This window comes from Haloarcula sp. CBA1129, assembly GCF_008729015.1.
GTDB lineage: Archaea > Halobacteriota > Halobacteria > Halobacteriales > Haloarculaceae > Haloarcula.
Window position 1 is genome coordinate 2,227,986 of sequence record NZ_RKSM01000001.1, and the last position, 23,941, is coordinate 2,251,926.

Below are 23,941 nucleotides of genomic sequence, written 5' to 3' on the forward strand. Positions count from 1 at the left end.
CGGCAGGTATGCTGACCGGAGTTAACGTCGTTCTGGGGGTGTCGGGGTCTATCGCGGCCGTCAAGACGGTGGAACTCGCACACGAACTCCGACGACAGGGCGCGTCCGTCCGGGCCGTGATGACCGACAGCGCGACAGGCATTATCCACCCGTGGGCGCTGTCGTTCGCGACGGACAACGAGGTGGTGACCGAAATCACGGGCAGCGTCGAACACGTCGAACTCTGCGGGCGCTCGGGCTGGGGGGACGTGCTCTTGCTCGCACCGGCGACGGCAAATACCGTCGGCAAGGTCGCCGGGGCAATCGACGACACGCCCGTGACGACGTGTGCGACGACTGCTCTCGGTGCTGACGTCCCGGTCGTCGTCGCGCCAGCGATGCACGAACCGATGTACGACCATCCCGGCGTGCTGGACGCTATCGACCGCGTCGAGTCATGGGGCGTCGATTTCGTTGACCCGCGAATCGAGGAGGGAAAGGCCAAAATCGCAACTGAGGAGGCCATCGTCACGGCGACCGCACGGGCCACGGGCGACCGGCCGCTTTCGGGAGAGCACGTCGTCGTGACCGCGGGCGCGACCACGGAGTCGGTCGATCCCGTGCGGACGCTCTCAAATCGCTCCTCGGGACGGACCGGCCGGGCAGTCGCGCGGGCCTGTTACGCCCGTGGAGCAGACGTGACACTCGTCCACGACGGACCGGACGTGCCGTACGCCACCGTCGAGCAGGCCGAATCCGCCGCGGAGATGACCGAGGCCGTCCGCCGGGTCGCTGGTTCGGCCGACGCACTGGTCTCGGCGGCCGCCATCTCGGATTACACCGTCGAGGAAGCCCCTGAGAAGATCAAGAGCGGGCAGGCAGAGTTGACGCTGACGCTCGAACCGACGCCGAAACTCATCGACACTGTCCGGGCTGACCACCCGGCCCTCCCCATCGTCGGGTTCAAAGTCGAAACCGAAGGCGATGACGAGACGCTGGTCGAACGCGCCCGGGAGATACGCGAGCGGGCCGGACTGGCCTTCGTGGTCGCCAACGACGCGGGCGTCATGGGCGACGACGAGACGCGTGCCCTGCTCGTCGACGCAGACTCGGCGACGGAGTACGTCGGCAAAAAGGAGGGGCTCGGCGCTCGTGTCGCCGACGAACTCGGTGACCATCTGTCCAGTCGCGACTGAGCGCGTAACCGATTACGAAATAGTTTTGCGTGTTCCGTTGCTCCGGTGCGATAACGACAGTACTGCCCGACGAACCGCTATTCGGAGTTTCTACACAGAGACTGTGACTGTACCACCACCCCGTCGCCTGCTCGTGCCAGTAGCCGATTCGGTGACGGTCCGGAACACCGTCGCCTACGCCGTTGAACAGGCCGAATCGGCGGCCAGAGAGGGACAGCAGCGGGTGTCGCTGCACCTCGTCGCCGTCGCAAGCACGCGCGCCGTCGACCCCGACGCTCAGACGGAACTCGGCCAAGCCAAGGACCTGCTCGACCGCATCGAGGTCTGGCTCGCCGAAGATCTGGGCGCTGACCCGCCGTCGAATCTCGACGTTGAACTGGGCGTCATCGGTGCCGACCGCTACCTGTTCAGCCCCGGCGATTACGCCGACGCGATACTGGCCTACGCTGACGAACACAGCATTGAGCGGGTCGTCCTCGATCCGGAGTTCAACCCGGGTGGGACGACGCCGATGCTCCGGCCGCTCGAAGTCGAACTCGTCCGGGGCGATGTCGAGGTCGAGACCGCACCAGTCGAGCGGCCGGCGCGGTCGACCGCGCTCGCTCGCGCCGCGACGCTCCCGAAGTATCTCACTATTTTCGGGGCGTCGTACCTGTTTTATTTGCTGTTGAGTTCGTACAAACCGCTGGATTTCCTCACTGGCGCGATAACGGCGACGATTGTCACTGCATTGCTTGCGCCAATCGCGTTCAGTCGCCAGCCGTCGCTGACTCGGGTTCCGGGACAGGCCGCTCGGCTGGCCCTCTACATCCCGTACCTCCTCAAAGAGATCGCCGTCGCAAACCTCGAAATCGCCTACGTCGTCTTGCACCCGTCACTACCAATCGACCCGGAAATGGTCGAACTGGAGGCCGCAATCTGGGGGGACGGGCCGGTGACGACGCTGGCAAACAGCATCACGCTGACGCCCGGAACACTCACGGTCAGCGTCTCCGAGCAGGCGTTCGATATCCATTCGCTCACTGGCGGGGCGCGCGAAGATCTATTCGAGGGCGGCCTTGAGAGGGCCGTCCGGTTCGTTTTCTACGGCCGGGAGGCAGCCGCGATTCCCTCGCCGCGCGAACGAGGGCAAGGGGACGACAACGACCCCATCGAGAGCGACATCGGCGACCCGGAGGTGACCGATGATGATTGAGTTCGAGGCGGCGCTACTTACGATCGCCAGCGCGTTCGTCCTGTTCGCTATCGTGTCGCTGTACCGCGTGTTCGCGGGGCCGACGGACCACGACAGAGTCATCGCAGTCAACGTGATGGGGACGAACACCGTCATCGCTATCGCGCTCGTCTCCGGCGCGCTCGATAAGCCGCTGTTCCTCGATATCGCGCTCGTGTACGCCCTGCTGAACTTCCTGCTCTCGATAGCGTTCTCGAAGTTCAACGTCGAGCACGGGGGTGTGCTATGACGCCGCTGGAGTGGGGTATCGTCGCGCTCGCACTGGTGGGTGCGTTCTTCGCTGGCGTCGCCTCGATCGGCATCGTCAGGTTGCCGGACGTGTACACTCGCACACACGCGGCGTCGAAAAGCGATACGCTGGGAGCCGTCCTCGCTATCGCTGCTGCCGCGCTCGCGATTCAGACCGACCTCGCGACCATCAAGGCCGTCTTCCTGCTTGTGTTCATGTTTCTGACGAACCCCACCGCCGCCCACGCCATCGCCCGGGCGGCACAGGATCAGGGTATCGAGCCGTGGACTGCCGGCGATGAGGAGGGAGAGTCATGACGCTCTCGCTCATCGAGGGACTGTTGCTGGTATTCGTGCTGGGCTGTGCTATCGGCGCAGCTGTACTCCGTGACGTGCTGGCGTCGCTGATGGCGTTTGCCGCCTACAGCCTCGGCATTTCCATTATCTGGGTGATGCTTGAGGCCCCCGACGTGGGGCTGACCGAAGCGGCTGTCGGGGCCGGCATCATGACGATCCTGTTCATCTTGGCGCTAGCAAACACCGTTCGGCCACAGGAGAACGGCCTGTTCGAGTCGATCAGCGTCCGGACCGTCGTGCTGGTCGGCGCGTTCGTCGTCGTCATGATTGCGACCGTTCCGTCACTGCCCGCTGTTGGAGCAGAGGGCGCGGCAAACCCAGTCGTCAGCGGCGAAGTGACACAGTACTACATCGACAACGCGTACGCAGACACGGAGGTCCACAACGCGGTAACTGCTGTGCTCGCGGCCTACCGTGGATTCGATACGCTGGGTGAGGCAGTCGTGGTCTTCTCAGCCGGGGTCGCGGCACTGACCGTCCTCAGGCAGGAGGTGTTCGCATGAGTAGCGACGAGCGAACTGGGCTGTACGTCGAGAGCACGATTATCATGACGACGGTCCGCGTGGTGTCGCCGTTCGTGCTCACCTTTGCCCTGTTCGTGATGTTCCACGGGGCGAACTCCCCCGGCGGCGGATTTCAGGGCGGGGTCATCGCTGGCTCAGTCGTGATGATGCTCGCTTTCGCCTACGGCATCGACGCGGCCCGTGAGTGGCTCGATGTCCGCGTCGTCGCAGCGCTCGCGTCCGGCGGCGTGCTCACGTTCGCAGCAATCGGGCTGGGAACGATTCTCCTTGGGGGGAACTTCCTCGAATATCACCTGTACGAACAGTTCGTCTCGCACGCGACCGCGTACGGCATCGAACTCGTTGAACTGGGCATCGGTGGCATCGTCGCCAGCGTCGCCATCGGCCTCTTTTTCCTGCTTGCGGCCGGGTTCGGCCACGCCGTCGACTCACCGGAGGATGAGAGCTAATGTTTGAACTGCTGAACTCACATTACAACTACTTCGCAGTGATGCTCCTGCTGGGTATCGGCCTCTACATGCTCATCGAGTCCCAGAACCTCGTAAAGAAGGTCATCGGGATGAACATCTTCCAGACGGGCATCTTCCTGTTTTTCATCACGCTTGCGTTCAGGGCCGGCGGAAACCCGCCGATAATCGAGGAGGGTGGCGGCCCCTACGTCAGCCCGCTACCACACGTCCTCATCCTGACCGCTATCGTCGTCGGGGTGAGTCTGACCGCCGTGGCACTGGCGCTTATCATCCGCATCTACACCGAGTACGGCACACTGGACGAAGACAAACTCAAACAGCTCTACTATGATTGAACAACTCCCTGTGTTGCTGGTGGTCCTGCCGATTGTCGGCGGCGCGGTGCCGCTGGTCGCCAGCCTCGTGAGCGACCGGGCCGGGTGGCCCATCGCGACGCTGACGCTCGTCGGACAGGCTGGCTTGGCCGGCCTGCTCGCGTGGACCGTCAGCGCGAGCGGGACCGTTTCCTACGCGGTCGGTGGTTTCGCCGCCCCGTACGGTATCGAACTCGTCGTCGACGGGCTTTCGGGGGCCGTTGCCCTGCTCGTGGCCGTCGTGTCCCTAGGCGTGCTCGCGTACGCCCGGCAGGCCGGCCCGCACTCGAACCCCTTCTATGGCCTGTACCTCCTGTTGGTCGCCGGCCTGACGGGTATGACGATCACCGGCGACGTGTTCAATCTCTACGTGTTCCTCGAAATCACGGGGCTTGCGGCGTACGGCCTCGTGGCGAGCGGCCGGGACGCCAGTGCCGCTGTCGCGGCGCTGAAGTACCTCATTATCGGGACCGTCGGGGCCTCGTTGTATCTGCTCGGCATCGGCTACCTGCTCGCGGCAACGGGCACGCTCAACATGGCCGACCTCGCCGAGAAGCTCGGTTCGATGGCGGCCTACGACTCGACGCTGGTCCTGACCGCCTTCGGGCTGATGGTCGGCGGGCTGACGGTGAAGGTGGCCCTGTTCCCCCTGCACACTTGGCAGCCCGACGCCTACGCGAACGCCCCAGATACGGTAAGCGCGTTCATTTCCGCGCTCGTCTCGACAGTCTCGGCGTACGCGCTCGCTCGCCTGCTGTTTTCCGTGTTCACCGTGGAGTTCCTGACGGCCGTGCCAGTCGCCCGCTGGGCGCTGGTCGGCTTGGCCTGCGTGAGCATCATTGCGGGGAGCGCGCTCGCCGTCTCGCAGGACAGCGTCCAGCGGATGCTCGCGTACTCCTCGGTGTCGCAGTTCGGTCTTGTCGTCGCCGGGTTCGCCATCGCAACCCCGCTTGCCGTCGTCGGCGCAACCGTCCACCTGCTCGGTCACGCAGTGATGAAAGGCGGGCTGTTCGCCGCGACGGGCATCATCGAGCGCAAGACGGGCGCGACAACTGTGAACGGCTACGCCGGGATGGGGAGCCGCGTCCCGCTCACGGCGTTTTCCTTTGCCGTGCTCTCGCTGGCGATGGTCGGGGTTCCACCGGCAATCGGCTTCGTCGGCAAGTGGTACATCGTCCTCGGCGCGGTCAACGCAGGGAGCTGGCCGGTCGTGGCCGTATTGCTTGCGAGTACGCTGCTGACGCTCGCGTACTTCGCCCGCCTCGTCGAGCGGCTCTACTTCGCAGAAGCGACCATCCACTCGGAGGATGCGTCTGGGGAGGCCCCCGTCACGGACGGGAGCGGACAAGCGGTCTCGTTCGGGATGGTTGCCGTCGTCGTCATCGCAGCCGTTCTCGCGGTCGCGCTGACCGCAGCCGTCCCGGCGCTTGAACAGGTGCTTCGAGAAACGCTTCTACCCATTCTAAACCAATGACTGAATTCCGACCCATCCTAGCAATACTCGTCTCGGCGGTGGCTATCCCTGTGATTCTCTCGCTCAAAGGCCGGCCAAATCTGCGAGAGGGGGTGACCCTGACTGTCGCGTTCGCAAAGTTCGGTATTATTGCGAGCATGGTCCCCGGCGTCCTGAGTGGGACAGAGTACGAGTTCGTCATCGGACAGTTCGCCACCGGCATCGAACTGGCGTTCAACGTCGACCCACTCGGCCTCCTCTTCGGCCTGCTCGCGAGCCTACTGTGGATCGTTACGAGCTTCTACAGTATCGGCTACATGCGCGGACTGGACGAACACGCACAGACGCGCTACTTCGCCTCCTTCGCCGCCAGCCTCGCGTCGGCCGTCGGCGTCGCGTTCGCGTCGAACCTGCTGACGCTGTTCGTCTGTTACGAACTGCTGACGGTGTCGACGTACCCGCTGGTCACCCACGACGAGACCGACAAGGCCCGCGCCGCCGGCCGGAAGTACCTCGCGTACACCTTCGGCGGCGGCGTCGCCGTGCTGGGCGGGACCGTCCTCGTGTTCGTCCTCGCTGGGACGACCGCGTTCACGCCCGGCGGTCTCGAAGACCTTGCGACGGCAGACCCGACGCTGGCGCGGGCGGCGTTTGCCCTGCTTGCAGCCGGCTTCGGCGTCAAAGCCGCGCTGATGCCGGCCCACTCTTGGCTCCCGGACGCGATGGTCGCACCAACGCCGGTGTCGGGCCTGTTGCACGCCGTCGCAGTCGTCAAGAGCGGCGTGTTCGGCATCGCCCGCGTCGTGCTGGACGTGTACGGGACCGGAACGATGGAACAGCTCGGCGTCGGCCTCCCGCTCGCTGCGATTGCGGCCTTTACGCTCCTGACCGCGAGTATCATCGCGCTCAGACAGGACAACCTCAAGCGCCGGCTGGCGTACTCGACGATTAGCCAGCTCTCGTATATCGTGCTGGGGCTGGGACTGCTCCACGGGCAGGCCCTGACCGGTGGCTTGCTCCACATCCCCGCGCATGCGTTCATGAAGCTCACGCTGTTCTTCTGTGCCGGCGCGATCCACGTCGAAACGCATACTGACGACATCAGCGACATGGCTGGCATCGGGAAGCGGATGCCGCTGACGATGGCCGCCTTCGCCGTCGCCGCGGCCGGGATGGCCGGTATCCCACTCGTGGCCGGGTTCGTCAGCAAATGGTACCTCGTCATCGGGGCGTTGAGCCTCGATGGCGGGCTCGTCTTTGCCGCTGCGCTACTGGTCTCGGGCGTCCTCAACATCGCATACTTCTGGCCTATCGTCTACCAAGCGTACTTCGAATCGCCGGAGAGCCACGACGAAAAGCCACTTATCGAGGGGCCACTTGGAGGGCGGGACGGAGTCCGAGCCGACGGCGGTGGAGACCATGAGTCGGACGCTGCCGGCGACCACGCCGACGAGGGCGAGGTACCGGAGCCCCAACACGTCGACCACCTCGGCAAGCATCACGAGGATCACGAACACCACGGTGGCCCGCCCGAAGGCGGCTGGGACGACCGCAGCTGGCGCGGCGGTGAAAGCACGTGGTTCATGCTCGGGCCGATACTGACTGCGGCCACGCTGTCGCTCCTGCTGGGGACGATGCCGTACACCGCGGTCTTCCTGCGAATCGTCGACACCATTGTCGATAATCTCCCGGGGGTGGTCGCCTGATGTCGACGCTGACGATGGTGCCGCCGGTCGTCGTCCTGCTCGCACTGGCAGTCGTGGTCTCACGGCTCCCGCGGCGTGCTGGACACGCCGTCGGCGCACTCGTGCCGGCGCTGGCGGTGCCGTGGGCCGTCATGGTGCCCGAGGGCGCACACCTCCAGACCCAGTTCCTCGGGTTCGACGCCGTGCTGCTGAACGTCGACCCGTTCTCCCGGCTGATGGGCATCATCTTCGGACTCATCGCCGCTGTCGCCGTTCTCTACTCCTACGCCAGCGAGGCCGACACGACACAGACCGGCTACGCCCTCTCGTATGTGGCGACCAGCTTCGGGGCCGTGTTCGCCGGTGACTGGCTGACGCTCATCTTCTTCTGGGAGCTGATGGCCGTCACCAGCACGCTGCTAGTGTGGCACTACGGCGGCAAAGCGGTCCGGGCCGGCTTCCGGTACGCACTCCTGCACGGACTGGGTGGCACGCTGTTGATGGCCGCTATCCTCCGTCACTACGTCGAAGTGGAAACCTTCCTGTTCGCGTCAGTGCCGGGCGGTCCGGAGACGGCCGGTATCACGTCCGGGCTGGCCGCCGCACTGGCCGCCATCGGTATCGGAGTCAACGTCGGCTTCATCGGCCTGCACGCGTGGCTACCCGACACCTATCCGCGGCCACACATCGCCGCCAGCGTCTTCCTCTGTGTGTTCACGACAAAGACCGGCGTCTACGGGATGTACCGCGCGTTCCCTAACGGCCACGAGGCCATCGCGTACATGGGCGGCGGAATGGCAATCTTCGGCGCACTGTTTGCACTGTTCCAGAACGACATGCGGCGGCTCCTCTCGTATCACATCCAGTCCCAAGTCGGGTACATGGTCGCCGGGGTCGGCATCGGGACCTCACTCGCTCAGGCTGGCGCGTTCGCCCACGTATTCAACCACATCCTCTATAAGGGCCTCCTGTTCATGACCGCTGGTGTCGTCATCTACCGGACCGGCACGGAAAGCCTGAAGAAGCTCGGCGGTCTGGCCCGCGAGATGCCGATTACCGCAGGTGCGTTCTCCGTCGCTGCGCTCTCAATCGCCGGTTTCCCCGGCTTCAACGGCTTCGTCAGCAAGGGCATCATCATCTCCGGAAGTCACTACACCTTCGGCAAGGGACCGCTCCCGCTCGGTGAGTTCTATACGCTTGAATGGATGCTGCTGCTGGGTGGCATCGGCACATTCATGTCGTTCATCAAGTTCGGCTACTACGCGTTCTTCCATGGCACGTATGACGGCAGCGTGCCGGACGCGAACCGCCTGCAAAGTGTCGCAATGGTGTCTGTAGCCGCGCTCTGTGTTATCTACGGTGTGTACGACACGGCACTGTTCGCCATCCTTCCGTTCGACGTGACCAGCGACGCCGTCGTCGGTCACGTCTACGAGACCTACACCGTGCCACACCTCATCGAGGGGGTCACTCTCGCTGTCCTTGGACTGCTTGGCTTCGCGGTAACAAAGAAACCCCTGTCGAAACTCGGCCGCGTTCCAGATGTCGATAAACTGTACAATCCGGCCGTGTTCTACGGCTCTCGTGGACTCGTTGTCGGCGTGACCGAACTGTATGCTGCTGTGGACCGCGCAGCGGTGCAGGCCACTGGTGTCGTCACACGGACAGTGACCGCACCGAACGACGTGCTTGCGCGACTCCGCGACGACGACAGCCTCGTACATCCAATGCGGGCTGGCATCGGACTCAGCATCCTCATTCTCGCAGTATTCGTGACGGTGACGCTGCTGGCCCTTTCGTTATTTGCAAGATATATCGTGATAATTACACACTATACCGGATGTTGAAGCCCTAAATATAGGTGTCAATGAGTGCAACGATTACAGTCTCTGATAATCCGGGTGCAGACTTATATATCTCCGTAGCCACGATTCGATAAGCACGGCATAACAGGGCGACCTGTTGATGCGTGCGGACATAACCATGGAACTCAAACGATTCTTCAACGACGACAATGCTGTGTCGCCGGTCATCGGGGTCATCCTGATGGTCGCAATCACGGTCATCCTTGCGGCCGTTATCGCGACGTTCGTCCTCGGGCTGGGCGATCAGGTCAGCAACACGGCACCGCAGGCGAGCTTTAGTACAGATTATGATGGCACCGAGATTGTAACTGTGACTCATGAAGGCGGAGACTCAATTAAAGCGAGTAATCTCTACTTCAGGGGGGATATCGACACGAACGTAGGTCAGGTTAATAATGCAGATAACCCAGTGTGGCCGGCTGGTCAAGCCAGTGGGAGTAACAGTAAAGTAGTTGCTGGTAACTCAGTTAATGTTGGAGTAACCGGTGACAGCTTCACGCTCAATGTAGTCTACCAGTCACCAAATGGCGACAACTCTGCGACGCTCGCAACTGCGTCCGGACCAAGCGCATAAATTCACGTAGCCATCATTTTTTCCGGCAGCAAAATCCGTGAGTTTATAACTGATGGACACCCTGATTTCGCTGTATTCCCTGTGATGGGTGGGGGAAATCGGAGAGCATAATATGAGTGAACAGATTGAACGGTCGGACTCCGCTGTGTCAGACGACGACCTGTCGAAAGGGGAAATATTCGACGTTCTGCAGAACGAACGGCGTCGCTACACGCTCCAGTATCTCCGGGAACACGACGGGCCGGTACAGCTCGGTGACCTCGCGTCACATGTCGCTGCTCAGGAGTACGACTGTCCTAACACCGATGTCACAAGCGCGCAGCGAAAGCGCGTCTACACCACGTTACAGCAATCACATCTCCCGCGGATGCACGACGCGGGTATCGTCGACTACGACGACGAGAGTGGAATGGTATCCCGGACCGCACAAACCGAAGAACTCACCGTATATCTCGAAATCGTGCCCGAAAGCGAGTTCCCTTGGCGCGAGTACTACCTCTCGCTTGGTGCGGTCAGTCTGGCTATCGTGACGATCCTTTGGGTCGGCGTCTATCCGTTCACGGTAATTCCGCCGCTAGTCTGGGCAACGCTGATCGCGGTCGTGCTCAGTGTTTCCGCGGGCTATCACACCTACGTCGGGCAAGAAATGACTCTCACCGAGTATGTGGCACAAGAGGCAGAAGCCGACGACTGAAGCGTGCGGTTCGTTTCACTTGTTGCGTTGTTTCTTTTGAGATTCGAAATCCGAAATTTCTGGGCCAGCCTGAAACAGAATTTCGGCTGTACAGTCGGCCTTGAAGCATTTCAATCAGACATTGAACGGCTAAAACGTAGTGGGAGTATAAGTGGGCACATCTCATGTGATTGAGTCAGCACACCCCCGCGAGCCGGTAAGGACATCCTTCGGCGTATAGGATGTAACTACTCGGGTCACGCTCGCGGTGTGCGCCGAACAACTATGGATATCAAACAACTCATCCACGACGACGACGCAGTGTCGCCGGTCATCGGGGTCATCCTGATGGTCGCAATCACAGTCATCCTCGCGGCCGTTATCGCCTCCTTCGTGCTTGGTCTCGGTGACCAAGCGCAGCAGGCGACGCCGCAGGCTAGTTTCAGTTTCGAGTACGACGCAAGTGCAGGTTCAAATTCAGATTCTGGTCTCCTAACGGTCTCGCACGATGGTGGCGATACCATTGAGGCTGGTAGTCTGTATATCCGTGGAGAAAACATGGTAACAGATTCAGACCTCTCAACTGAAGGCTTAGACTCCAGCCCAGATCAGGCAGACTACGATGCCGATGATGAAGCATGGTCCAGTACGTCGGCTTATGGCGCCGTAGATAGTGAGGTTTCAGCCGGCTCAACTCTGGATGTTGGTGTGTATAGCAACTATGATCTCAATGTCGTCTATGAACCGCCTGAAGGCGATTCGTCCGCCACACTGGGTTCCGACAGCGGGCCTGACGCATAACTGCGTCTCTATTCTTGTTTTTATTAAGGCAACAAGCTACAGCACTGCGCCACGATACTTTTATCCCCAGATATCTAGTGACTGGTAACAATGGAAAGAATGCGGGCAGTTATTACCAGTGTAATCGCCATAATACTCGGCGTCACACTACTCTCCGGCCCGCTCGTTCCCGGCGTGACACTGGCAACGGAGCCAGAGCCGGTCGCCCTTGAAACTGGCAACGTCACCGTTTCAGAGGTCGAAATGCCCGAGAAAGTAACGCTTGAGAAAGGGTCCTACGGCGCAGCAAACTACTATCTCGACTCGCCGCCGGCCCACGTCCACTTCTCGAATCTGACCGGACGGCCGACACTCGTCTACGAACTCACAATCGAGGAACTGGGCTACGCACGGACGACGAACCATTTTCTGGACGAATCGACCGGTAACGCCTACGAACTAACGCTGGCGTCGGACACGTTCACCGACGGGGAGATAAAGCGCGATCAGTACAACGGCACAGTAACAATCAGCAAGCGCGACAGTTCGGGCCACGGCGTGGTGGCGACGCGTAACGTCACGATATCGGTGGTCGAATGACAGCGACAGAGTTCGTCGGGCGGTTGCGCCGGCGGACACCCGCGCTGTCGAACACGCGCCAGACGGTGTATTCTACACTGTTCGGCGACCGGCTTGGCCTGACTGTGTTTCTCGCGACGGTCGTACTGTTCGGGCTGCTGTGGCGGACGGCGTTCCTGATTACTGATTCCTACACGCTGGCAAACGGGTTGTACAGCCTCTCAAACGGACAGTTGGCGATGACCGAGGCGGTGTACAGTCCCGGACTCGATACGCCGGGGGCGAACCGCTACGGCGGCCAGCGGTTCGCACGCAACTACGGCGTCATCGTCCTCTCGTTGCCAGTCGTATTCGTGCTCGACCTGTTCACTGCCGTCGTCGAACTCCGTATCGCGCTGGTCGCACTCTGGTCGCTTGCGCTGCTGGCGCTGGTGGTCCAGTGTAGTTACTACGCCGACAACGGCTGGGTTCTCTACGGCGGCAGCGTCGCGGTTCTCGGGTTGTTCGGGCTGAACGTCGCGCTGGCACAGCCCCTCGACGCTGGTCGAATCCATCTATACGCGTTACAACTGACGCATCTCCTCATCGCGGCGTTCGCGCCAGTGTTCCTCTACCGGCTTCTCAGTCGGGTACAGACGCGTCAGCTGGGTCTCCTGAGCGCTATTGTACTTACAGCGGGAACGCCGCTGGCGTTCTGGGCGACGGTGCCGAAGCGCCACGTCGTCACCGGAACAGTGGTCGTCTGTATCGCGTACTGTCTCTGTCGAAGCCGTATGGCGGCAGATGGGCCGGTTATCACGCAGCGACAGACCTTCCGCGCGCTCGCCTATGCGCTGGTGGGACTGTACGCGTGGGTGCACGCTCCAGAGGCACTGCTGCTGTGTGTCGCCCTCGCGCTGGTCGATATCCCGACGGCCCCGGACAACAGCCCCAGAACGCTCGCTCGAATCGGCGTTGTCTTCGCATTGTCACTCCTCCCCTTTGTTATTACCAACGTCGCTATTTCCGGGTCCCCAGTCAAGCCCCCAAGGCTTATCTCCAGAGGCGGCTCCCTCGGTGGAGATATGGCGAGCGGTGCGGGCGGTGGGGAGAGCGGTGGCGGCAGTGGCGGCAGTGGTGGGCCCAGTGACTTGCTCGCACTGTTTGCACCCCTGTTCGGTATCGCTGAAAGCGGGATGCGACCGCTGTTGCTGCTGGGCGGCGAGCTCGGTTCGGGATTCAAAACGCTCCACCAGCAGCCAGCCGACGTGTATCACGCGTTCGTCCGGTCCGGAAGTGCGAGCGGCGCACTTGATAACGCCGGTGAGGAGTCTGTCAATCTCTCACTGCTCGAATCCGCGCCGGTGCTCGTTGCTATGCTCGGTGCGCTCCCTGTCGTCCGACGGTTGCGTCTGCCGTCGTCGGTAGCTGACCGGATACTCAGCGCCGACCGCGTCGTGGACGCATTCGCGATAACCGCGTTCGTCGGTGTCGTCCTGCTGTACAGCAGCCGCTTGCCCCTGCATGCACAGGTCACTGCCCGGTATCTGTTCCCGCTCTATCCACTCGGCGTGTATCTGTGCATGCGGCTCCCAGCGGTACGAAAGAGCCTCACTGACAATCAGCATCTGTTCCTCTGGACCGTTGCTGGCACGGTGTTAATCGGTGGACAGTTGACCCTCGCTTTCGCCGCACTGACGGTGAACGGCACCGGCGAAGCCTTCCAGTTGCACGCGCTTCTCGGGCTCGGGATAGCCGTCCCGCTCGGGGTCTGGGCACTGTCTGGTCGCTCGAAAGGAGTGACTGGGAAGGCCGGTGCAGTGCTTCTCGGTGCTGCAACGGGCGTGGCGGCTGTGTTTCTACTGCTGACGAGCGTCGAGTACTACGCATTGGGCGATACGCACCTCCTGCCGATGATGCGAGCGCTCGGTGAGCTACTGGCGCTCTACTGAGTCGGTGACGGAGAATTTTAGTACGGGCTTGTAGTACCGACGGCATGGACCGACTCAAGCAGTCCCTGCTCGACGCGCCGATCATTGAGAAGGAAGGGTATCACTACTTCGTCCACCCCATCAGCGACGGGGTCCCGATGCTTCGACCGGAACTGCTGCGTGAAATCGTCATCAAAATCATTCGGAAGGCGGAGCTCGACGACGTCGACAAGATCGTCACACCGGCGGCGATGGGCATCCACATCTCGACGGCCGTCTCGTTGATGACCGACATCCCGCTCGTCGTCGTCCGCAAGCGACAGTACGGTCTTGACGGGGAAGTGTCGCTGTCACAGGTCACCGGCTACTCCGAGAGCGAAATGTACGTCAACGACGTGTACGAGGGCGATCAGGTGCTCGTTCTCGACGACGTACTCTCGACCGGCGGGACGCTGGCTGCACTCACGGGCGCGCTCGAAGACATCGGCGCGGACATCCGGGACATCGTCTGTGTCATCAAGAAAGCCGACGGGACGAACAAGCTCGACGAGGCGGGTTACGACGCCAAGACGCTGATCAACGTTCAGGTCATCGACGGCGAGGTCACCATCGTCGACGAGCACGGCGACGACTAGGGCGGCTGTTGATCGGTTTCTGTAGCGAGTCGCGGGCGAGCCGCCAGTAGTCACCAGTAGGCTTACAAAAGCCTGAGCTGACACTTCCTGTTGTGTCTCCCTCCATTCGCTCCCTTACAGGGGATTTCGCGGCACTGTTCAGTTCACTTGTCCTGCTGGGACCGCTGACGCTCGGATTACTTGTCGGCGCAGCCACAATTATTGTCGGAGTTCTGGAGATTGCGGTTCCGAACGTGCTCGGCATCGTCGGCGTCGCCGTCGCCGTGTTACTGGCGCTCTGGATGGTACTTGAAGGGGCACTGGTCCAGCGGCACGGACTCGCCGTGATTGACCGCGGTGGCCCAGTGCAGCGCAGTGGCCGATATCTATTGGTCGGTGTCACCACTGTCGCTGGATTCGTTGTCTCTACCCGAGTTCTTGTACTAGCGCTCCCGTGGGCAGTCGAGACGCGAAACACGCCTGTACAGGTACTCGGCGTCCTGCTCGCCGTTGCATTGGTCGCCACAGTGTACCGAACACTCACAGCGGCCAGAGACGGGTATCGGAGTAGCGGTGAACGACGGGAATGAGCCTGCCGAGAGCGGTCACCGATGCGCTAAATTTGCTACTCACGATTAGTTCGAAGCAAAAGTACAGCGAGCGGTGGATTTGAACTGCGTCAAGCCGTGCTCGCTTCGTTGCACACGACGTGTCTCGTTCAGATCCACTGGACGATAATTGCCGAATTCAGCGTCATTCGGCGATAAAACGCCCCGCTGGAGAAGTGAGTTCGGCAAAATGATAGCGGGAGGGTGATTTGAACTACGCCCACGTCGCTCCCGCTGGTCGCTCGTGTTCTACTTCAAATCTACTCTGTAATAACAATCGCTCACGGATTTGTGAGCGACAGAATATAGCGGGAGGTAGATTTGAACTACCGATCTGCGGGTTATGAGCCCGCCGGAATCTCCTGGCTATCCCATCCCGCTACTATCTCGTAGTTCGGTCCCCTCATTAAGGGTTGTGATTCGAGTGCCGTCCGTGAGTTAGTAACGCGCCATGCTCACTCGTCCGCGTGGACTTGCCACGTGAAGACGCTCTCGGCGACGTAGTTGACCAGCATTGCGACCCCAATCGCGAGCGGACTCGCAGCGATGAACCACAGGTCCGTTCCAGCGATGACGAGTTCTATCGTCAACCACTGCGTGAGGAGCCAGTACACGGCCAGTTGGACCGCGACGCCGCCGGACCGAACCAGATGAGATTTCCCGAGCCGCGTGGCGAACGAACGACGGCCGACGTCACCCTGACCAGCGAACGTCCAGTGTTCGTTGACCAGAAACATCACGAGAATCGCCGTCTCGACGCCGGCGGCTTTAGCCCACATATCGCTCACGCCGAATACCAGTCCAAGCACAGCGAGGACGCTGTTGTCGCTGATTGCGCCGACGACGCCGACGGAGACGAACTGCCCGAAGCGGACGCCGGACACCAGTGCTTCGAACCGGTCCGGAACGACCCGACGAACCTGTTGTTCGATGTCGATCATCGGTCTTTCTCGATAAGGGCAGTTGGTTCGTCGAGATGCTCGGCCAAGGCCGCGTGGAAACGGTCATCGCGCAGTTGCTTCGACCGATGGCGAGCGGTTAGCAATGCCTCAAGCAGGTCTATCGACGTTCGTATCGGCGAGACCGTCGAGCCGGGTTTGTCCTCCCACTCGATGGGGACCTCCTCGATACACAGGTCCAGCGCCGCGGTGATGGCTATCAGTTCGACGTCCCACGCGAACCCGGGTTCGTACAGATGGTCACGGATGCGCTTCCAAGCGGCCGCGTCGATGGCTTTCGCACCGCACTGGTAGTCATACAGCTTCGCGTCGAGCAACTGGCCGGCGAGCCACGCGAAGCCGTCGCCGAGGAACCGTCGGGCGAACGTCTGATGGGTAGCGACCGTCGCGTCCGGGTGGCGGCGGGAGCCCACGGCGAGGTCTGTCCGGCCGTCGGTGACCGGGTCCAGTATCCGTTCGAGCGAGCGGACCGGTGTCGACCCATCAGCGTCGACAAAGGCCAGTACGTCGGTTTCCAGCCGCTCGAACCCGGCAGTGATTGCTGCGCCCTTCCCGCGACGGTAAGGTACGGTGTGCACTTCGACTGGAAGCGAGCGGAGCTGAGCAGGAACACCGTCCCGGGGCGAATCGAGCTCTACGACAATAGTCTGTGGCGCTATCGAATCGTCGATAGCAGCGATATAGGCCCCAAGCTGGTCCATGTCGGGACGGTAGGCTGGGAGGACAACCCCGACGGTCGGCGACATTGGCGAGTAGTCGGACAGGCGGAAGTAAAAACAGTTCGAAGCTTCGGGTCCCTGATCAGTTGATAACCCCGCGAGCAACGAAAAAGTGTATAGGCCAGCGAACCGGTCCCTTCACTGATGCAATACGGGCTCCTCGCCACTTGGCTCGCCCTCTACCTCTTGTTACTGTACGCTGGCGGGACTGTCGCAGGACTGCTGTTCCCTCGCTTTGCCGACCGCGGGGTCGCCTTCGGCGTCCCGGTCGCCGTCTCAATATTGTGGGTGATCACCTATTTTGTCGGTCGCTTCTCGCTGGCCGTGGGTGTCTGGCTCGGCGTCATCGTTCTCGCAACGAGTGTGGTAGCTGTCTGGCGGCTTGACGGCGGACCGACCGCCCGCGCGTACGCCGAGACAGCTGGCGTGTTCTCAGTCGCGTTCCTGTTCCTCGTCGGCGTTCGCGCGCTCGACCCAGCGATCATCCCGATCGGCGGCGAGAAGTTCCTCGATTTCGGATTGTTGCAGTCACTCGTGCGGGCCGACAGCCTCCCGCTAGAGGACATGTGGTTCGCCGGCGAACCGGTCGCGTACTACTACGGCGGCCACCTCATTGCGGCGATTCTCACCAGAATAACGGGGACTGCGGGACAGTTCGCGTACAATCTCGCGCTGGCCGGCTTTTACGCGACGCTGGTCACGGCGGCGTACGGACTGGCGGGCGCTGTCGCGGACGAGCGCGGTCTCCCACAGCGACTGGCCGGCGGCCTCACGGTATTCTGTATCGGCTTTGCCAGTAACCTATCGACACCCGCTAAGTTCATCCTCTGGCTCCTGCCCGATGGATTGGGCCAAACGGTCGTCGAGCGGGCCGGGTACGAGCTGGACGGGCTCGCAGCGGGCCCGGACTCGTTCAGCTACTGGGACGCGAGCCGCGTCATCGAGGACAGCGCTGCTGATTTCGGCACGTACGAGCCCGGCGCTGCGTTGGTTATCGATGAGTTCCCGCTGTTCGCCTGGCTCAACGGGGATATGCACGCCCATATGATGAGTACCGGCTTCCTGTTGCTGGCCGCCGCACTCTGTTTCAGCTACTACCAGACGCCGGCCGCCGAACGTCGCCGGCGGCTCGCGCTGCTGTTCGGCGCGCTTCCGGCCGTTGCCGGCATCGTGGCCGTCACCAACACGTGGTCGTTCCCGTCGATGGGCGGGCTGGCCCTGCTGACAGTCACCGTCGCGCCTGCCGACCCGACGACGCTCCTGCCGAAGCACGTCGGACAGCGGCTCCGGCTGAACGGGCCGAGCCAAGAGGGTGTCCGAATCGGGATGGGACTGGCCGTCGCTGCCGTCGTTCTCGTACTGGGACTGCTCTGGTCGCTCCCGTTCTGGCTCGGCCCGGCGAGCGGGCGCGAGATCGCGGTCCTGCCCGACCGGACCTCGCTACTGGAACTGCTGGCCGTCCACGGCCTGTTCGTCGGGCCGTTCTGGCTGTACCTGTACGCCCAGACCGGGCACGCCGTCGGGCAGAGTACGGCCCGCATCGTTGGCCTCGTGGCCGTCGGAACGGCGGCACTGGCGGCGACACTCGATATCGCGGCCGTCGGTCTGCTCGCCCCCTTGTTGATTGGAGCGTGGCTGTTCGCGCGCTCACCGACACTGGCCCGAACCGTCGACGCGGTCCCAGCACTCGCTGACGGCGGCGACCGGCCTGTCGGCTTCGAAGCCGTGCTGATTCTGGCGGGGGCAGGGCTGGTCCTGCTGGTCGAGTTCGTCTTCGTCAGGGAGAACATCGGCCGGATGAACACCGTCTTCAAGACGTATATGCAGGTGTGGGTGTTCTGGGGGGTCGCCGCCGGCCCCGTGCTGGCGTGGCTGCTCACCCGCTGGCGGCCGGTCGACGACCGTTCGCGAGCGTGGACCAGTATCGGTGTCCGTGCGTTCGTCGCCCTGCTGGTCTGTTCGGCGTCGCTGTACGGCGTGTTCGCGCTCTCGAATCACGTCGAGACTGCGGGCGACCCAACGTTGGACGGGCTGGCGTATCTCAACGACGACCATCCCGAAGAAGCTGAGGCGATTCGGTGGCTCGATGAGACAGCGACTGGACGGCCAACTATCGTCACCGCCGCACCCGCAAGCTACGAGTGGGACGCCGGCGATGGCGAGGGTGCGAGTGCACCGTCGAGTCTGACCGGACTGCCGACCGTCGCCGGCTGGACCCACGAGGCCCAGTACCGCAACGACACGGTGTACGATCGCCGCGTCGACGACGTAGAGACTATTTACACCGGGGACGCGACCGAGCAGCGCCGTCTTCTCAAAGCGTACGACGTGCGCTACGTCTACGTCGGTCCCGCTGAACGGGCCCGCTACGACGAGGTGACTGTCGACCAGTTACAGGGCGTGACCGTGGCAAAAGAGGCTGGCGGCGTCACCATCTACAGGGTCCACTCGGAGTACATCTGAGACAAAAACAGCGACGTGCCAGCAAGTCAGGACTCAGCGTTCGGCGGCGCGCGCTCGCGGAGGACAGTAACGGCTTCGGCCTCAATGTCGTCCGTATCCAGATGCATTGGGATGTATTCCTGCCGTTTGAACGTCTCTTCCTCGTCCTCCGAGCCGATGGTACACCAGAGCTGTGGCCGGTCCGGACCGTGCCAGTCACCCTGCCGTGAGACTGAGAACACCTCGTATTCCTCATCCTCGTACTCGATGCGGCCGCCCTTGCGCAGCCCCGGGTCGCCGTGGATAATGAGCTTCTTCATGCGCGTTCCTTTGCCAACAGCGTACTTAGTGACTTCGAAGGCGACTGCGACACAGCACACCAACCAACAGCGGACGACAGACGGGCCACTGTAACTAGAACAACCTTATATTCTCACCGAGAGTGTTTAGATGCTTAACATCCTGATAGCGGAGATTTATATATTCGAATCGATGACAGTCACATATGTTGAAACAACAGCAGCGGTCGTGCGAGCGGGCCTCGGTCGTGGTCGATCCGATGGACGACGATGGACGAATGGAGCTTCGGGACGTAGAAGCCGACGAAACCTACGAAATCGTGGACTACATCGACGACGAACTGGCGACGAAGTTAGAATCGCTCTCTGCTGGCGAAGCGGTGAAGCTCGAACTGCTGGCGGGTTCAAAGTCGGACGTGTTCGGTGCGGTCCGAATCGAATCCAGCGGACCGTCCGCTCGGTTTCAGTAGTCAGGTCTGCACCAGTGGGGGCAAACAGGACATGGGGCGGTCGCCAGATAGGGACGTGATTGTGCGGCACATGGTGGGTCCGAACCAAACGGGTTTTAAGCGGCCACGTCAAATCGCTCGGTAAGGCCGATATCTATGCAGATGCCACGACGATTCAATACGTACTGTCCGCACTGTAACGAGCACCAGGAACACGAGGTCGAGAAGGTCCGTAGTGGCCGCCAGACCGGCATGAAGTGGATCGACCGCCAGCGCGAGCGCAACTCCGGTATCGGGAACGACGGTAAGTTCTCGAAGGTCCCGGGTGGCGACAAGCCCACCAAGAAGACGGACCTCAAGTACCGCTGTGGCGAGTGTGGGAAGGCCCACCTCCGCGAAGGATGGCGTGCCGGCCGACTGGAGTTCCAGGAGTAACGATGGCAGGAAGCTTCATCACCGTCGAATGTCCCGACTGCGAGAACGAACAGACCCTCTTCGAAAAGGCCGCGAGTGAGGTCTCGTGTGCCGTCTGTGGCCACACAATCGCCCAGCCGACGGGCGGGAAGGCCGACATCGAAGGCGAAGTGACCGCCGTCGTCGAGGCCCGATAGGATGAAATACAGCGGCTGGCCCGAACCGGGCGAACTCGTCGTCGGCAAGATCGACGAGATCGAGGACTTCGGCGTGTTCGTCGACCTAGACGAGTACGAGGGCAAGCGTGGCCTCTGTCACATCTCCGAGGTCGCCAGCGGATGGATCAAGAACGTCCGCGACCACGTCAACGAAGGGCAGACAGTCGTTGCCAAAGTGCTGGATGTCGACGAGGACGCCCAGCAGATCGACCTCTCGATCAAGGACGTCAACGACCACCAGCGGAAAGAGAAGATTCAGGAGTGGAAAAACGAGCAGAAGGCCGACAACTGGATGGAACTGGCCTTCGGCGAGGATCTGGACGACGAGACCTACGCCGCTATCGCCAACGAACTGCTGGCGGAGTTCGGCTCGATGTACGACGGGTTCGAGTCGGCGGCGATCCACGGCATGGACGCCCTCGAAGACGTCGACCTCTCCGAGGAGGAGATCGAGGCCATCGTCCAGACGGCCCGGAACAACGTCTCCGTGCCGTATGTGCAGGTCACCGGCTACGTCGACCTGTCCTGTCCCGAAAGCGACGGTGTCGACATCATCAAGGAGGCGCTTCAGGCAGCGGAGGGTAACGGCGAAGTTCCCGACGAGATCGAACTCGAAGTGACCTACGTCGGCTCGCCCGAGTACCGCATTCAGGTACAAGCGCCGGACTACAAGACCGCCGAGGACGCGCTCGAAGAGAGCGCGGACCGCGCGGCGAAAGTCGTCGAGCAACACGGTGGCACGGGGCAGTTCCACCGTGAGCGTAGTGAAGACGACGAGTAAGTCGGTTGTCGCGCCAGTGATTTACAGCCGATGAAATCAGATATCCACGTCTGTACCGTCTGGGAATCCGAACACGACCGACCGGTGTACACGCTGGACGACACCTGTCCGGAGTGTGGGGCCGAGGCGGTCAACAGCGCACCCGCGCCGTTCTCCCCCGAAGACAGCTACGGCGAGTATCGACGTTCTCTTAAGCGCCGCAGCCGCGAATAAGCCGTATGGACGAATTCGACATCGAGCGCGTAGCGGACCCCGACCTCGACGAGCCGGTACTGGTCGAGGGGTTGCCCGGCGTCGGCCACGTCGGCAAACTCGCCGCAGAGCACCTGCTTGAGGAGCTCGAAAGCGAGCTCGTCCGCCGTGTTTACTCGACGCATTTCCCCCCACAGGTCAGCATCGACGAGGGCCAAGCACAACTCGCCTGCGCCGAGTTCCACGCCGTCACCCCCGACGAAGGTCAGGACCTGCTCGTGCTCTCTGGGGATCATCAGGCCCAGAACAATCAAGGACACTACGGCCTGACCGACACGTTCCTCGATATCGCCGAGGACTTCGGTGTCCAGCGAGTGTTCGCCCTCGGCGGTGTCCCGACCGGCGAACTCATCGAGGAGTACGACGTGCTCGGTGCGACAACGACCGAGGACTTCAAGCAGACGCTGGAAGACGCCGGTGTGGCCTTCCGCGAAGACGAACCGGCCGGCGGTATCGTCGGTGTCTCCGGCCTGCTGCTTGGCCTGAGCAAGCGCCGCGATGTGCCGGCCAGTTGTCTCATGGGCGAAACGTCGGGCTACCTTGTCGACCCCAAGAGCGCACAGGCCGTCCTCGAAATCCTGCAGGAGGTCATCGGGTTCGAGGTCGACTACAGTTCGCTGGAGGACCGCGCCGACGAGATGGAGGAGGTTGTCCGGAAGATACAGGAGATGGAACAGCAGAACTCCCCGTCGCCCGCCGACGAGGACCTCAGGTACATCGGCTGAGACCGGTGACTGCCTGAGAGCGGGAATTTCTTTATCGCTGACCCCATACTGCAGGGCGTGCAGACACAACCGGGCATGCCGCCGGAGTGGCTGGTCCTCGGACTCGTCCTCGGTGTCGCCGGAACCCTCGTCGTCGCCGGGCTGTTCGTCCTCGCGAACCGGGTGTTTCCGGCCGAGCGGCCGAACCGACAGGCGACCGACGGCGGTGAGATGCGCCGCCGGGCCGAACTCCGTGAGTACCTCACAGCCATCGACGAGCAGTTCGCCGAGAACCACTTCGTCGAGGGGCAACACGTCGCCTTCTACCTCCCGAAGCGCGACGTGGCCATCACGTTCGATGCCCGGGCGTACTACCGTATCGAGCGGTCCCCGACGGTCCCGGTGCTGGTCGAACACGAGATGCCCGGTGTTCACCTCGGCGCACGTTTACCCTTCGAGACGCCCGAAGTCGACCTTGGCCCGGATCCGGAGGAGGAACCACACCCGACAGTGCAGGCGTTCAGCGAACTGGGTCTCACACAGAGCGCGTCACTGGATGACGTGAAATCGGCCTACCGCGAGCGCGTCAAGGAGGTCCACCCGGACCACGGCGGCAACGAGGACGAGTTCAAGCGCGTCCGAGAGGCGTATACGACTGCGAAACAGCACGCGTCCGGAGCGTCGAGGCAGCAAGCGTCGTAAAGCAGTCAGACAGCGGTTCACGAGCGCACTGGTCACTCGAGAGTCGACCGCCGACGGGACGTGGAGATCGGCACCAAGCGTGGCAGCGATATCAGCACCTCGCCGGCCTCCTATGCGTGCCCCGTCACTGCCGTCGGTTGGCACGAGAATCGAGTTGACTGTCCGGGTCACGACGATAGCGTGATTGCTATTTACCGCTACGTTCGATTCTCATCACACTGTCTCATCGTAGATTTGAGACGGCCGTGCGCTACAGACGCGTACTCGGTCTTGTACCCCCCAATCGACCGACACAGGAGCCGTCAGAAACAGTTGATCGGATAGAGAGCGGGTCCAGCAGCCGGTGGTAATGCGTCGCTTATCTGAACCAAGCGAACCACCGTTTTATCCACAGCCTGACCGTAGTCCCGGTATGATCTCTACAATTCTTGTTCCGATGGACGACTCGGAGATGGCGCAGCGAGCGCTCGAATATGCGCTTGAAAACCATCCCGGGGCGGAAATTACTGTCTTGCACGTCGTGGGCGGACCGTCACCGTGGGGGGGAGCGGCGACGGCACTCGCTCTCGAAGGAGATATCGAAGAGGCCGCGAACGAGCGTGCAGAGGCAGTCTTCGATGACGCTCGAGAGCTCGCCGCCGAGTACGATATCGAAATCACCACCGAGGTTCAGCTGGGACATCCGGCTCGGGCGATTTTGGAGAGAGCCGACGACTTCGATGCGGTCGTAATCGGAACCCACGGCGGCTCGTTGGCCGACCGACTGGTCGTCGGGAACGTTGCCCAGAAAGTGTTTCGCAACTCGGCTGTTCCGGTCATCGTCGCCCGATAAGCAGTGGCGGCTGAGACCGATGGACGGACGCACTTCAGGCACCGTCAGCTAACGGGATACCGACCAGCTCTGCCGCGGTCCGTGCCGG

General features: G+C 62.0%; 29 protein-coding genes and 1 tRNA gene. 26 read left to right on the forward strand and 4 right to left on the reverse strand.

The features are described 5' to 3' along the window. Positions 1-8: 8 nt before the first annotated feature. The 17 genes from coaBC (at position 9) to Har1129_RS11255 (ending at position 15,064) form a co-directional block, all read left to right on the forward strand. Entirely contained in the window at positions 9-1,175 is a 1,167-nt protein-coding gene (gene coaBC, locus Har1129_RS11175) for a bifunctional phosphopantothenoylcysteine decarboxylase/phosphopantothenate--cysteine ligase CoaBC (RefSeq protein ID WP_151100721.1), read from the forward strand. Positions 1,176-1,326: 151 nt separating this feature from the next. Further along, positions 1,327-2,370 (forward strand): monovalent cation/H+ antiporter subunit E, encoded by a 1,044-nt coding sequence (locus tag Har1129_RS11180; RefSeq protein ID WP_255518359.1) that lies wholly within the window; start codon positions 1,327-1,329, stop codon positions 2,368-2,370. Then, positions 2,363-2,638, forward strand: a complete 276-nt coding sequence (locus Har1129_RS11185) for a cation:proton antiporter (protein ID WP_151100722.1) — start codon at positions 2,363-2,365, stop codon at positions 2,636-2,638. The genes Har1129_RS11180 and Har1129_RS11185 overlap by 8 nt, the downstream gene beginning before the upstream one ends. Further along, positions 2,635-2,955, forward strand: coding sequence for a monovalent cation/H(+) antiporter subunit G (gene mnhG, locus Har1129_RS11190; protein ID WP_151100723.1), 321 nt, complete (start codon positions 2,635-2,637; stop codon positions 2,953-2,955). The genes Har1129_RS11185 and mnhG overlap by 4 nt, the downstream gene beginning before the upstream one ends. Next, positions 2,952-3,497 carry a DUF4040 domain-containing protein gene (locus Har1129_RS11195; protein ID WP_151100724.1) on the forward strand — a complete coding sequence of 182 codons (546 nt, stop codon included), beginning with the start codon at positions 2,952-2,954 and terminating at the stop codon, positions 3,495-3,497. The genes mnhG and Har1129_RS11195 overlap by 4 nt, the downstream gene beginning before the upstream one ends. Continuing rightward, positions 3,494-3,967, forward strand: a complete 474-nt coding sequence (locus Har1129_RS11200; RefSeq protein ID WP_151100725.1) for a Na(+)/H(+) antiporter subunit B — start codon at positions 3,494-3,496, stop codon at positions 3,965-3,967. The genes Har1129_RS11195 and Har1129_RS11200 overlap by 4 nt, the downstream gene beginning before the upstream one ends. Next, entirely contained in the window at positions 3,967-4,323 is a 357-nt protein-coding gene (locus tag Har1129_RS11205; protein ID WP_151100726.1) for a cation:proton antiporter subunit C, read from the forward strand. Before Har1129_RS11200 ends, Har1129_RS11205 begins: the two co-directional genes overlap by 1 nt. Then, positions 4,316-5,815, forward strand: coding sequence for a monovalent cation/H+ antiporter subunit D family protein (locus tag Har1129_RS11210; protein WP_151100727.1), 1,500 nt, complete (start codon positions 4,316-4,318; stop codon positions 5,813-5,815). Before Har1129_RS11205 ends, Har1129_RS11210 begins: the two co-directional genes overlap by 8 nt. After that, entirely contained in the window at positions 5,812-7,500 is a 1,689-nt protein-coding gene (locus tag Har1129_RS11215; RefSeq protein WP_151100728.1) for a cation:proton antiporter, read from the forward strand. Before Har1129_RS11210 ends, Har1129_RS11215 begins: the two co-directional genes overlap by 4 nt. Continuing rightward, positions 7,500-9,326, forward strand: coding sequence for a Na(+)/H(+) antiporter subunit D (locus Har1129_RS11220; RefSeq protein WP_151100729.1), 1,827 nt, complete (start codon positions 7,500-7,502; stop codon positions 9,324-9,326). Before Har1129_RS11215 ends, Har1129_RS11220 begins: the two co-directional genes overlap by 1 nt. A 136-nt stretch (positions 9,327-9,462) precedes the next feature. Then, complete coding sequence (locus tag Har1129_RS11225) at positions 9,463-9,918, forward strand: type IV pilin (RefSeq protein WP_151102136.1); 456 nt, start codon at positions 9,463-9,465, stop codon at positions 9,916-9,918. A gap of 112 nt (positions 9,919-10,030) precedes the next feature. Next, a complete protein-coding gene (locus Har1129_RS11230; protein ID WP_151100730.1) occupies positions 10,031-10,612 on the forward strand; it encodes a hypothetical protein in 582 nt (193 codons plus the stop codon). 264 nt (positions 10,613-10,876) lie between these two features. Then, complete coding sequence (locus Har1129_RS11235) at positions 10,877-11,392, forward strand: type IV pilin (protein WP_151100731.1); 516 nt, start codon at positions 10,877-10,879, stop codon at positions 11,390-11,392. Between the two features lie 90 nt (positions 11,393-11,482). Next, positions 11,483-11,971 carry a hypothetical protein gene (locus tag Har1129_RS11240; protein ID WP_151100732.1) on the forward strand — a complete coding sequence of 163 codons (489 nt, stop codon included), beginning with the start codon at positions 11,483-11,485 and terminating at the stop codon, positions 11,969-11,971. Beyond that, positions 11,968-13,881: a hypothetical protein gene (locus Har1129_RS11245; RefSeq protein ID WP_151100733.1), complete on the forward strand. Its 1,914-nt coding sequence runs from the start codon at positions 11,968-11,970 to the stop codon at positions 13,879-13,881. Before Har1129_RS11240 ends, Har1129_RS11245 begins: the two co-directional genes overlap by 4 nt. Positions 13,882-13,925: 44 nt before the next feature. Continuing rightward, entirely contained in the window at positions 13,926-14,495 is a 570-nt protein-coding gene (hpt, locus tag Har1129_RS11250) for a hypoxanthine/guanine phosphoribosyltransferase (RefSeq protein ID WP_151100734.1), read from the forward strand. A 92-nt stretch (positions 14,496-14,587) separates the two neighbouring features. Further along, positions 14,588-15,064: a hypothetical protein gene (locus tag Har1129_RS11255; RefSeq protein WP_151100735.1), complete on the forward strand. Its 477-nt coding sequence runs from the start codon at positions 14,588-14,590 to the stop codon at positions 15,062-15,064. 324 nt (positions 15,065-15,388) lie between these two features. Here the strand turns inward: Har1129_RS11255 and Har1129_RS11260 are convergent. The 3 genes from Har1129_RS11260 to Har1129_RS11270 all read right to left on the reverse strand — a co-directional run bounded on the left by Har1129_RS11260 (position 15,389) and on the right by Har1129_RS11270 (position 16,787). After that, a tRNA-Met gene (locus tag Har1129_RS11260) sits at positions 15,389-15,463 on the reverse strand. A 74-nt stretch (positions 15,464-15,537) separates the two neighbouring features. Next, positions 15,538-16,023 (reverse strand): GtrA family protein, encoded by a 486-nt coding sequence (locus Har1129_RS11265; RefSeq protein ID WP_191906157.1) that lies wholly within the window; start codon positions 16,021-16,023, stop codon positions 15,538-15,540. Further along, on the reverse strand, positions 16,020-16,787 hold the full coding sequence (locus Har1129_RS11270) for a glycosyltransferase (RefSeq protein ID WP_151100736.1): 768 nt from the start codon (positions 16,785-16,787) through the stop codon (positions 16,020-16,022). Before Har1129_RS11270 ends, Har1129_RS11265 begins: the two co-directional genes overlap by 4 nt. A 117-nt stretch (positions 16,788-16,904) precedes the next feature. Between Har1129_RS11270 and Har1129_RS11275 the strand changes: the two genes are divergently transcribed. Beyond that, positions 16,905-19,223: a DUF2298 domain-containing protein gene (locus tag Har1129_RS11275; RefSeq protein ID WP_151100737.1), complete on the forward strand. Its 2,319-nt coding sequence runs from the start codon at positions 16,905-16,907 to the stop codon at positions 19,221-19,223. A gap of 26 nt (positions 19,224-19,249) precedes the next feature. Here Har1129_RS11275 and Har1129_RS11280 read toward each other — a convergent pair whose 3' ends face one another. Then, positions 19,250-19,522 carry an HAH_0734 family protein gene (locus tag Har1129_RS11280; RefSeq protein WP_004593652.1) on the reverse strand — a complete coding sequence of 91 codons (273 nt, stop codon included), beginning with the start codon at positions 19,520-19,522 and terminating at the stop codon, positions 19,250-19,252. 185 nt (positions 19,523-19,707) lie between these two features. On the opposite strand from Har1129_RS11280, the gene Har1129_RS11285 reads away from it, so the two are divergent. The 8 genes from Har1129_RS11285 (at position 19,708) to Har1129_RS11325 (ending at position 23,853) form a co-directional block, all read left to right on the forward strand. Then, complete coding sequence (locus Har1129_RS11285; protein ID WP_151100738.1) at positions 19,708-19,971, forward strand: hypothetical protein; 264 nt, start codon at positions 19,708-19,710, stop codon at positions 19,969-19,971. A 135-nt stretch (positions 19,972-20,106) separates the two neighbouring features. Further along, positions 20,107-20,385, forward strand: coding sequence for a 50S ribosomal protein L44e (locus Har1129_RS11290; RefSeq protein ID WP_004593654.1), 279 nt, complete (start codon positions 20,107-20,109; stop codon positions 20,383-20,385). A gap of 2 nt (positions 20,386-20,387) precedes the next feature. Beyond that, positions 20,388-20,561 carry a 30S ribosomal protein S27e gene (locus Har1129_RS11295; protein WP_151100739.1) on the forward strand — a complete coding sequence of 58 codons (174 nt, stop codon included), beginning with the start codon at positions 20,388-20,390 and terminating at the stop codon, positions 20,559-20,561. A gap of 1 nt (position 20,562) precedes the next feature. Next, positions 20,563-21,363 carry a translation initiation factor IF-2 subunit alpha gene (locus Har1129_RS11300; RefSeq protein ID WP_151100740.1) on the forward strand — a complete coding sequence of 267 codons (801 nt, stop codon included), beginning with the start codon at positions 20,563-20,565 and terminating at the stop codon, positions 21,361-21,363. Between the two features lie 30 nt (positions 21,364-21,393). Continuing rightward, positions 21,394-21,576, forward strand: coding sequence for an RNA-protein complex protein Nop10 (locus Har1129_RS11305; RefSeq protein WP_151100741.1), 183 nt, complete (start codon positions 21,394-21,396; stop codon positions 21,574-21,576). A 5-nt stretch (positions 21,577-21,581) separates the two neighbouring features. Next, positions 21,582-22,340 carry a proteasome assembly chaperone family protein gene (locus Har1129_RS11310; protein WP_151100742.1) on the forward strand — a complete coding sequence of 253 codons (759 nt, stop codon included), beginning with the start codon at positions 21,582-21,584 and terminating at the stop codon, positions 22,338-22,340. Positions 22,341-22,397: 57 nt separating this feature from the next. After that, positions 22,398-23,021 carry a J domain-containing protein gene (locus Har1129_RS11315; protein WP_151100743.1) on the forward strand — a complete coding sequence of 208 codons (624 nt, stop codon included), beginning with the start codon at positions 22,398-22,400 and terminating at the stop codon, positions 23,019-23,021. Between the two features lie 412 nt (positions 23,022-23,433). After that, a complete protein-coding gene (locus Har1129_RS11325; protein ID WP_151100744.1) occupies positions 23,434-23,853 on the forward strand; it encodes a universal stress protein in 420 nt (139 codons plus the stop codon). Positions 23,854-23,941 lie beyond the last annotated feature (88 nt).

Excerpts from the sequence above, each read along its gene's own strand:
- coaBC (WP_151100721.1), top strand. The coding sequence starts at position 9 with ATGCTGACCGGAGTTAACGTCGTTCTGGGGGTGTCGGGGTCTATCGCG.
- Har1129_RS11185 (WP_151100722.1), top strand. The coding sequence starts at position 2,363 with ATGATTGAGTTCGAGGCGGCGCTACTTACGATCGCCAGCGCGTTCGTC.
- mnhG (WP_151100723.1), top strand. The coding sequence starts at position 2,635 with ATGACGCCGCTGGAGTGGGGTATCGTCGCGCTCGCACTGGTGGGTGCG.
- Har1129_RS11195 (WP_151100724.1), top strand. The coding sequence starts at position 2,952 with ATGACGCTCTCGCTCATCGAGGGACTGTTGCTGGTATTCGTGCTGGGC.
- Har1129_RS11200 (WP_151100725.1), top strand. The coding sequence starts at position 3,494 with ATGAGTAGCGACGAGCGAACTGGGCTGTACGTCGAGAGCACGATTATC.
- Har1129_RS11205 (WP_151100726.1), top strand. The coding sequence starts at position 3,967 with ATGTTTGAACTGCTGAACTCACATTACAACTACTTCGCAGTGATGCTC.
- Har1129_RS11210 (WP_151100727.1), top strand. The coding sequence starts at position 4,316 with ATGATTGAACAACTCCCTGTGTTGCTGGTGGTCCTGCCGATTGTCGGC.
- Har1129_RS11215 (WP_151100728.1), top strand. The coding sequence starts at position 5,812 with ATGACTGAATTCCGACCCATCCTAGCAATACTCGTCTCGGCGGTGGCT.
- Har1129_RS11220 (WP_151100729.1), top strand. The coding sequence starts at position 7,500 with ATGTCGACGCTGACGATGGTGCCGCCGGTCGTCGTCCTGCTCGCACTG.
- Har1129_RS11225 (WP_151102136.1), top strand. The coding sequence starts at position 9,463 with ATGGAACTCAAACGATTCTTCAACGACGACAATGCTGTGTCGCCGGTC.
- Har1129_RS11230 (WP_151100730.1), top strand. The coding sequence starts at position 10,031 with ATGAGTGAACAGATTGAACGGTCGGACTCCGCTGTGTCAGACGACGAC.
- Har1129_RS11235 (WP_151100731.1), top strand. The coding sequence starts at position 10,877 with ATGGATATCAAACAACTCATCCACGACGACGACGCAGTGTCGCCGGTC.
- Har1129_RS11240 (WP_151100732.1), top strand. The coding sequence starts at position 11,483 with ATGGAAAGAATGCGGGCAGTTATTACCAGTGTAATCGCCATAATACTC.
- Har1129_RS11245 (WP_151100733.1), top strand. The coding sequence starts at position 11,968 with ATGACAGCGACAGAGTTCGTCGGGCGGTTGCGCCGGCGGACACCCGCG.
- hpt (WP_151100734.1), top strand. The coding sequence starts at position 13,926 with ATGGACCGACTCAAGCAGTCCCTGCTCGACGCGCCGATCATTGAGAAG.
- Har1129_RS11265 (WP_191906157.1), bottom strand. The coding sequence starts at position 16,023 with ATGATCGACATCGAACAACAGGTTCGTCGGGTCGTTCCGGACCGGTTC.
- Har1129_RS11270 (WP_151100736.1), bottom strand. The coding sequence starts at position 16,787 with ATGTCGCCGACCGTCGGGGTTGTCCTCCCAGCCTACCGTCCCGACATG.
- Har1129_RS11275 (WP_151100737.1), top strand. The coding sequence starts at position 16,905 with ATGCAATACGGGCTCCTCGCCACTTGGCTCGCCCTCTACCTCTTGTTA.
- Har1129_RS11280 (WP_004593652.1), bottom strand. The coding sequence starts at position 19,522 with ATGAAGAAGCTCATTATCCACGGCGACCCGGGGCTGCGCAAGGGCGGC.
- Har1129_RS11285 (WP_151100738.1), top strand. The coding sequence starts at position 19,708 with ATGTTGAAACAACAGCAGCGGTCGTGCGAGCGGGCCTCGGTCGTGGTC.
- Har1129_RS11290 (WP_004593654.1), top strand. The coding sequence starts at position 20,107 with ATGCAGATGCCACGACGATTCAATACGTACTGTCCGCACTGTAACGAG.
- Har1129_RS11295 (WP_151100739.1), top strand. The coding sequence starts at position 20,388 with ATGGCAGGAAGCTTCATCACCGTCGAATGTCCCGACTGCGAGAACGAA.
- Har1129_RS11300 (WP_151100740.1), top strand. The coding sequence starts at position 20,563 with ATGAAATACAGCGGCTGGCCCGAACCGGGCGAACTCGTCGTCGGCAAG.
- Har1129_RS11305 (WP_151100741.1), top strand. The coding sequence starts at position 21,394 with ATGAAATCAGATATCCACGTCTGTACCGTCTGGGAATCCGAACACGAC.
- Har1129_RS11310 (WP_151100742.1), top strand. The coding sequence starts at position 21,582 with ATGGACGAATTCGACATCGAGCGCGTAGCGGACCCCGACCTCGACGAG.
- Har1129_RS11325 (WP_151100744.1), top strand. The coding sequence starts at position 23,434 with ATGATCTCTACAATTCTTGTTCCGATGGACGACTCGGAGATGGCGCAG.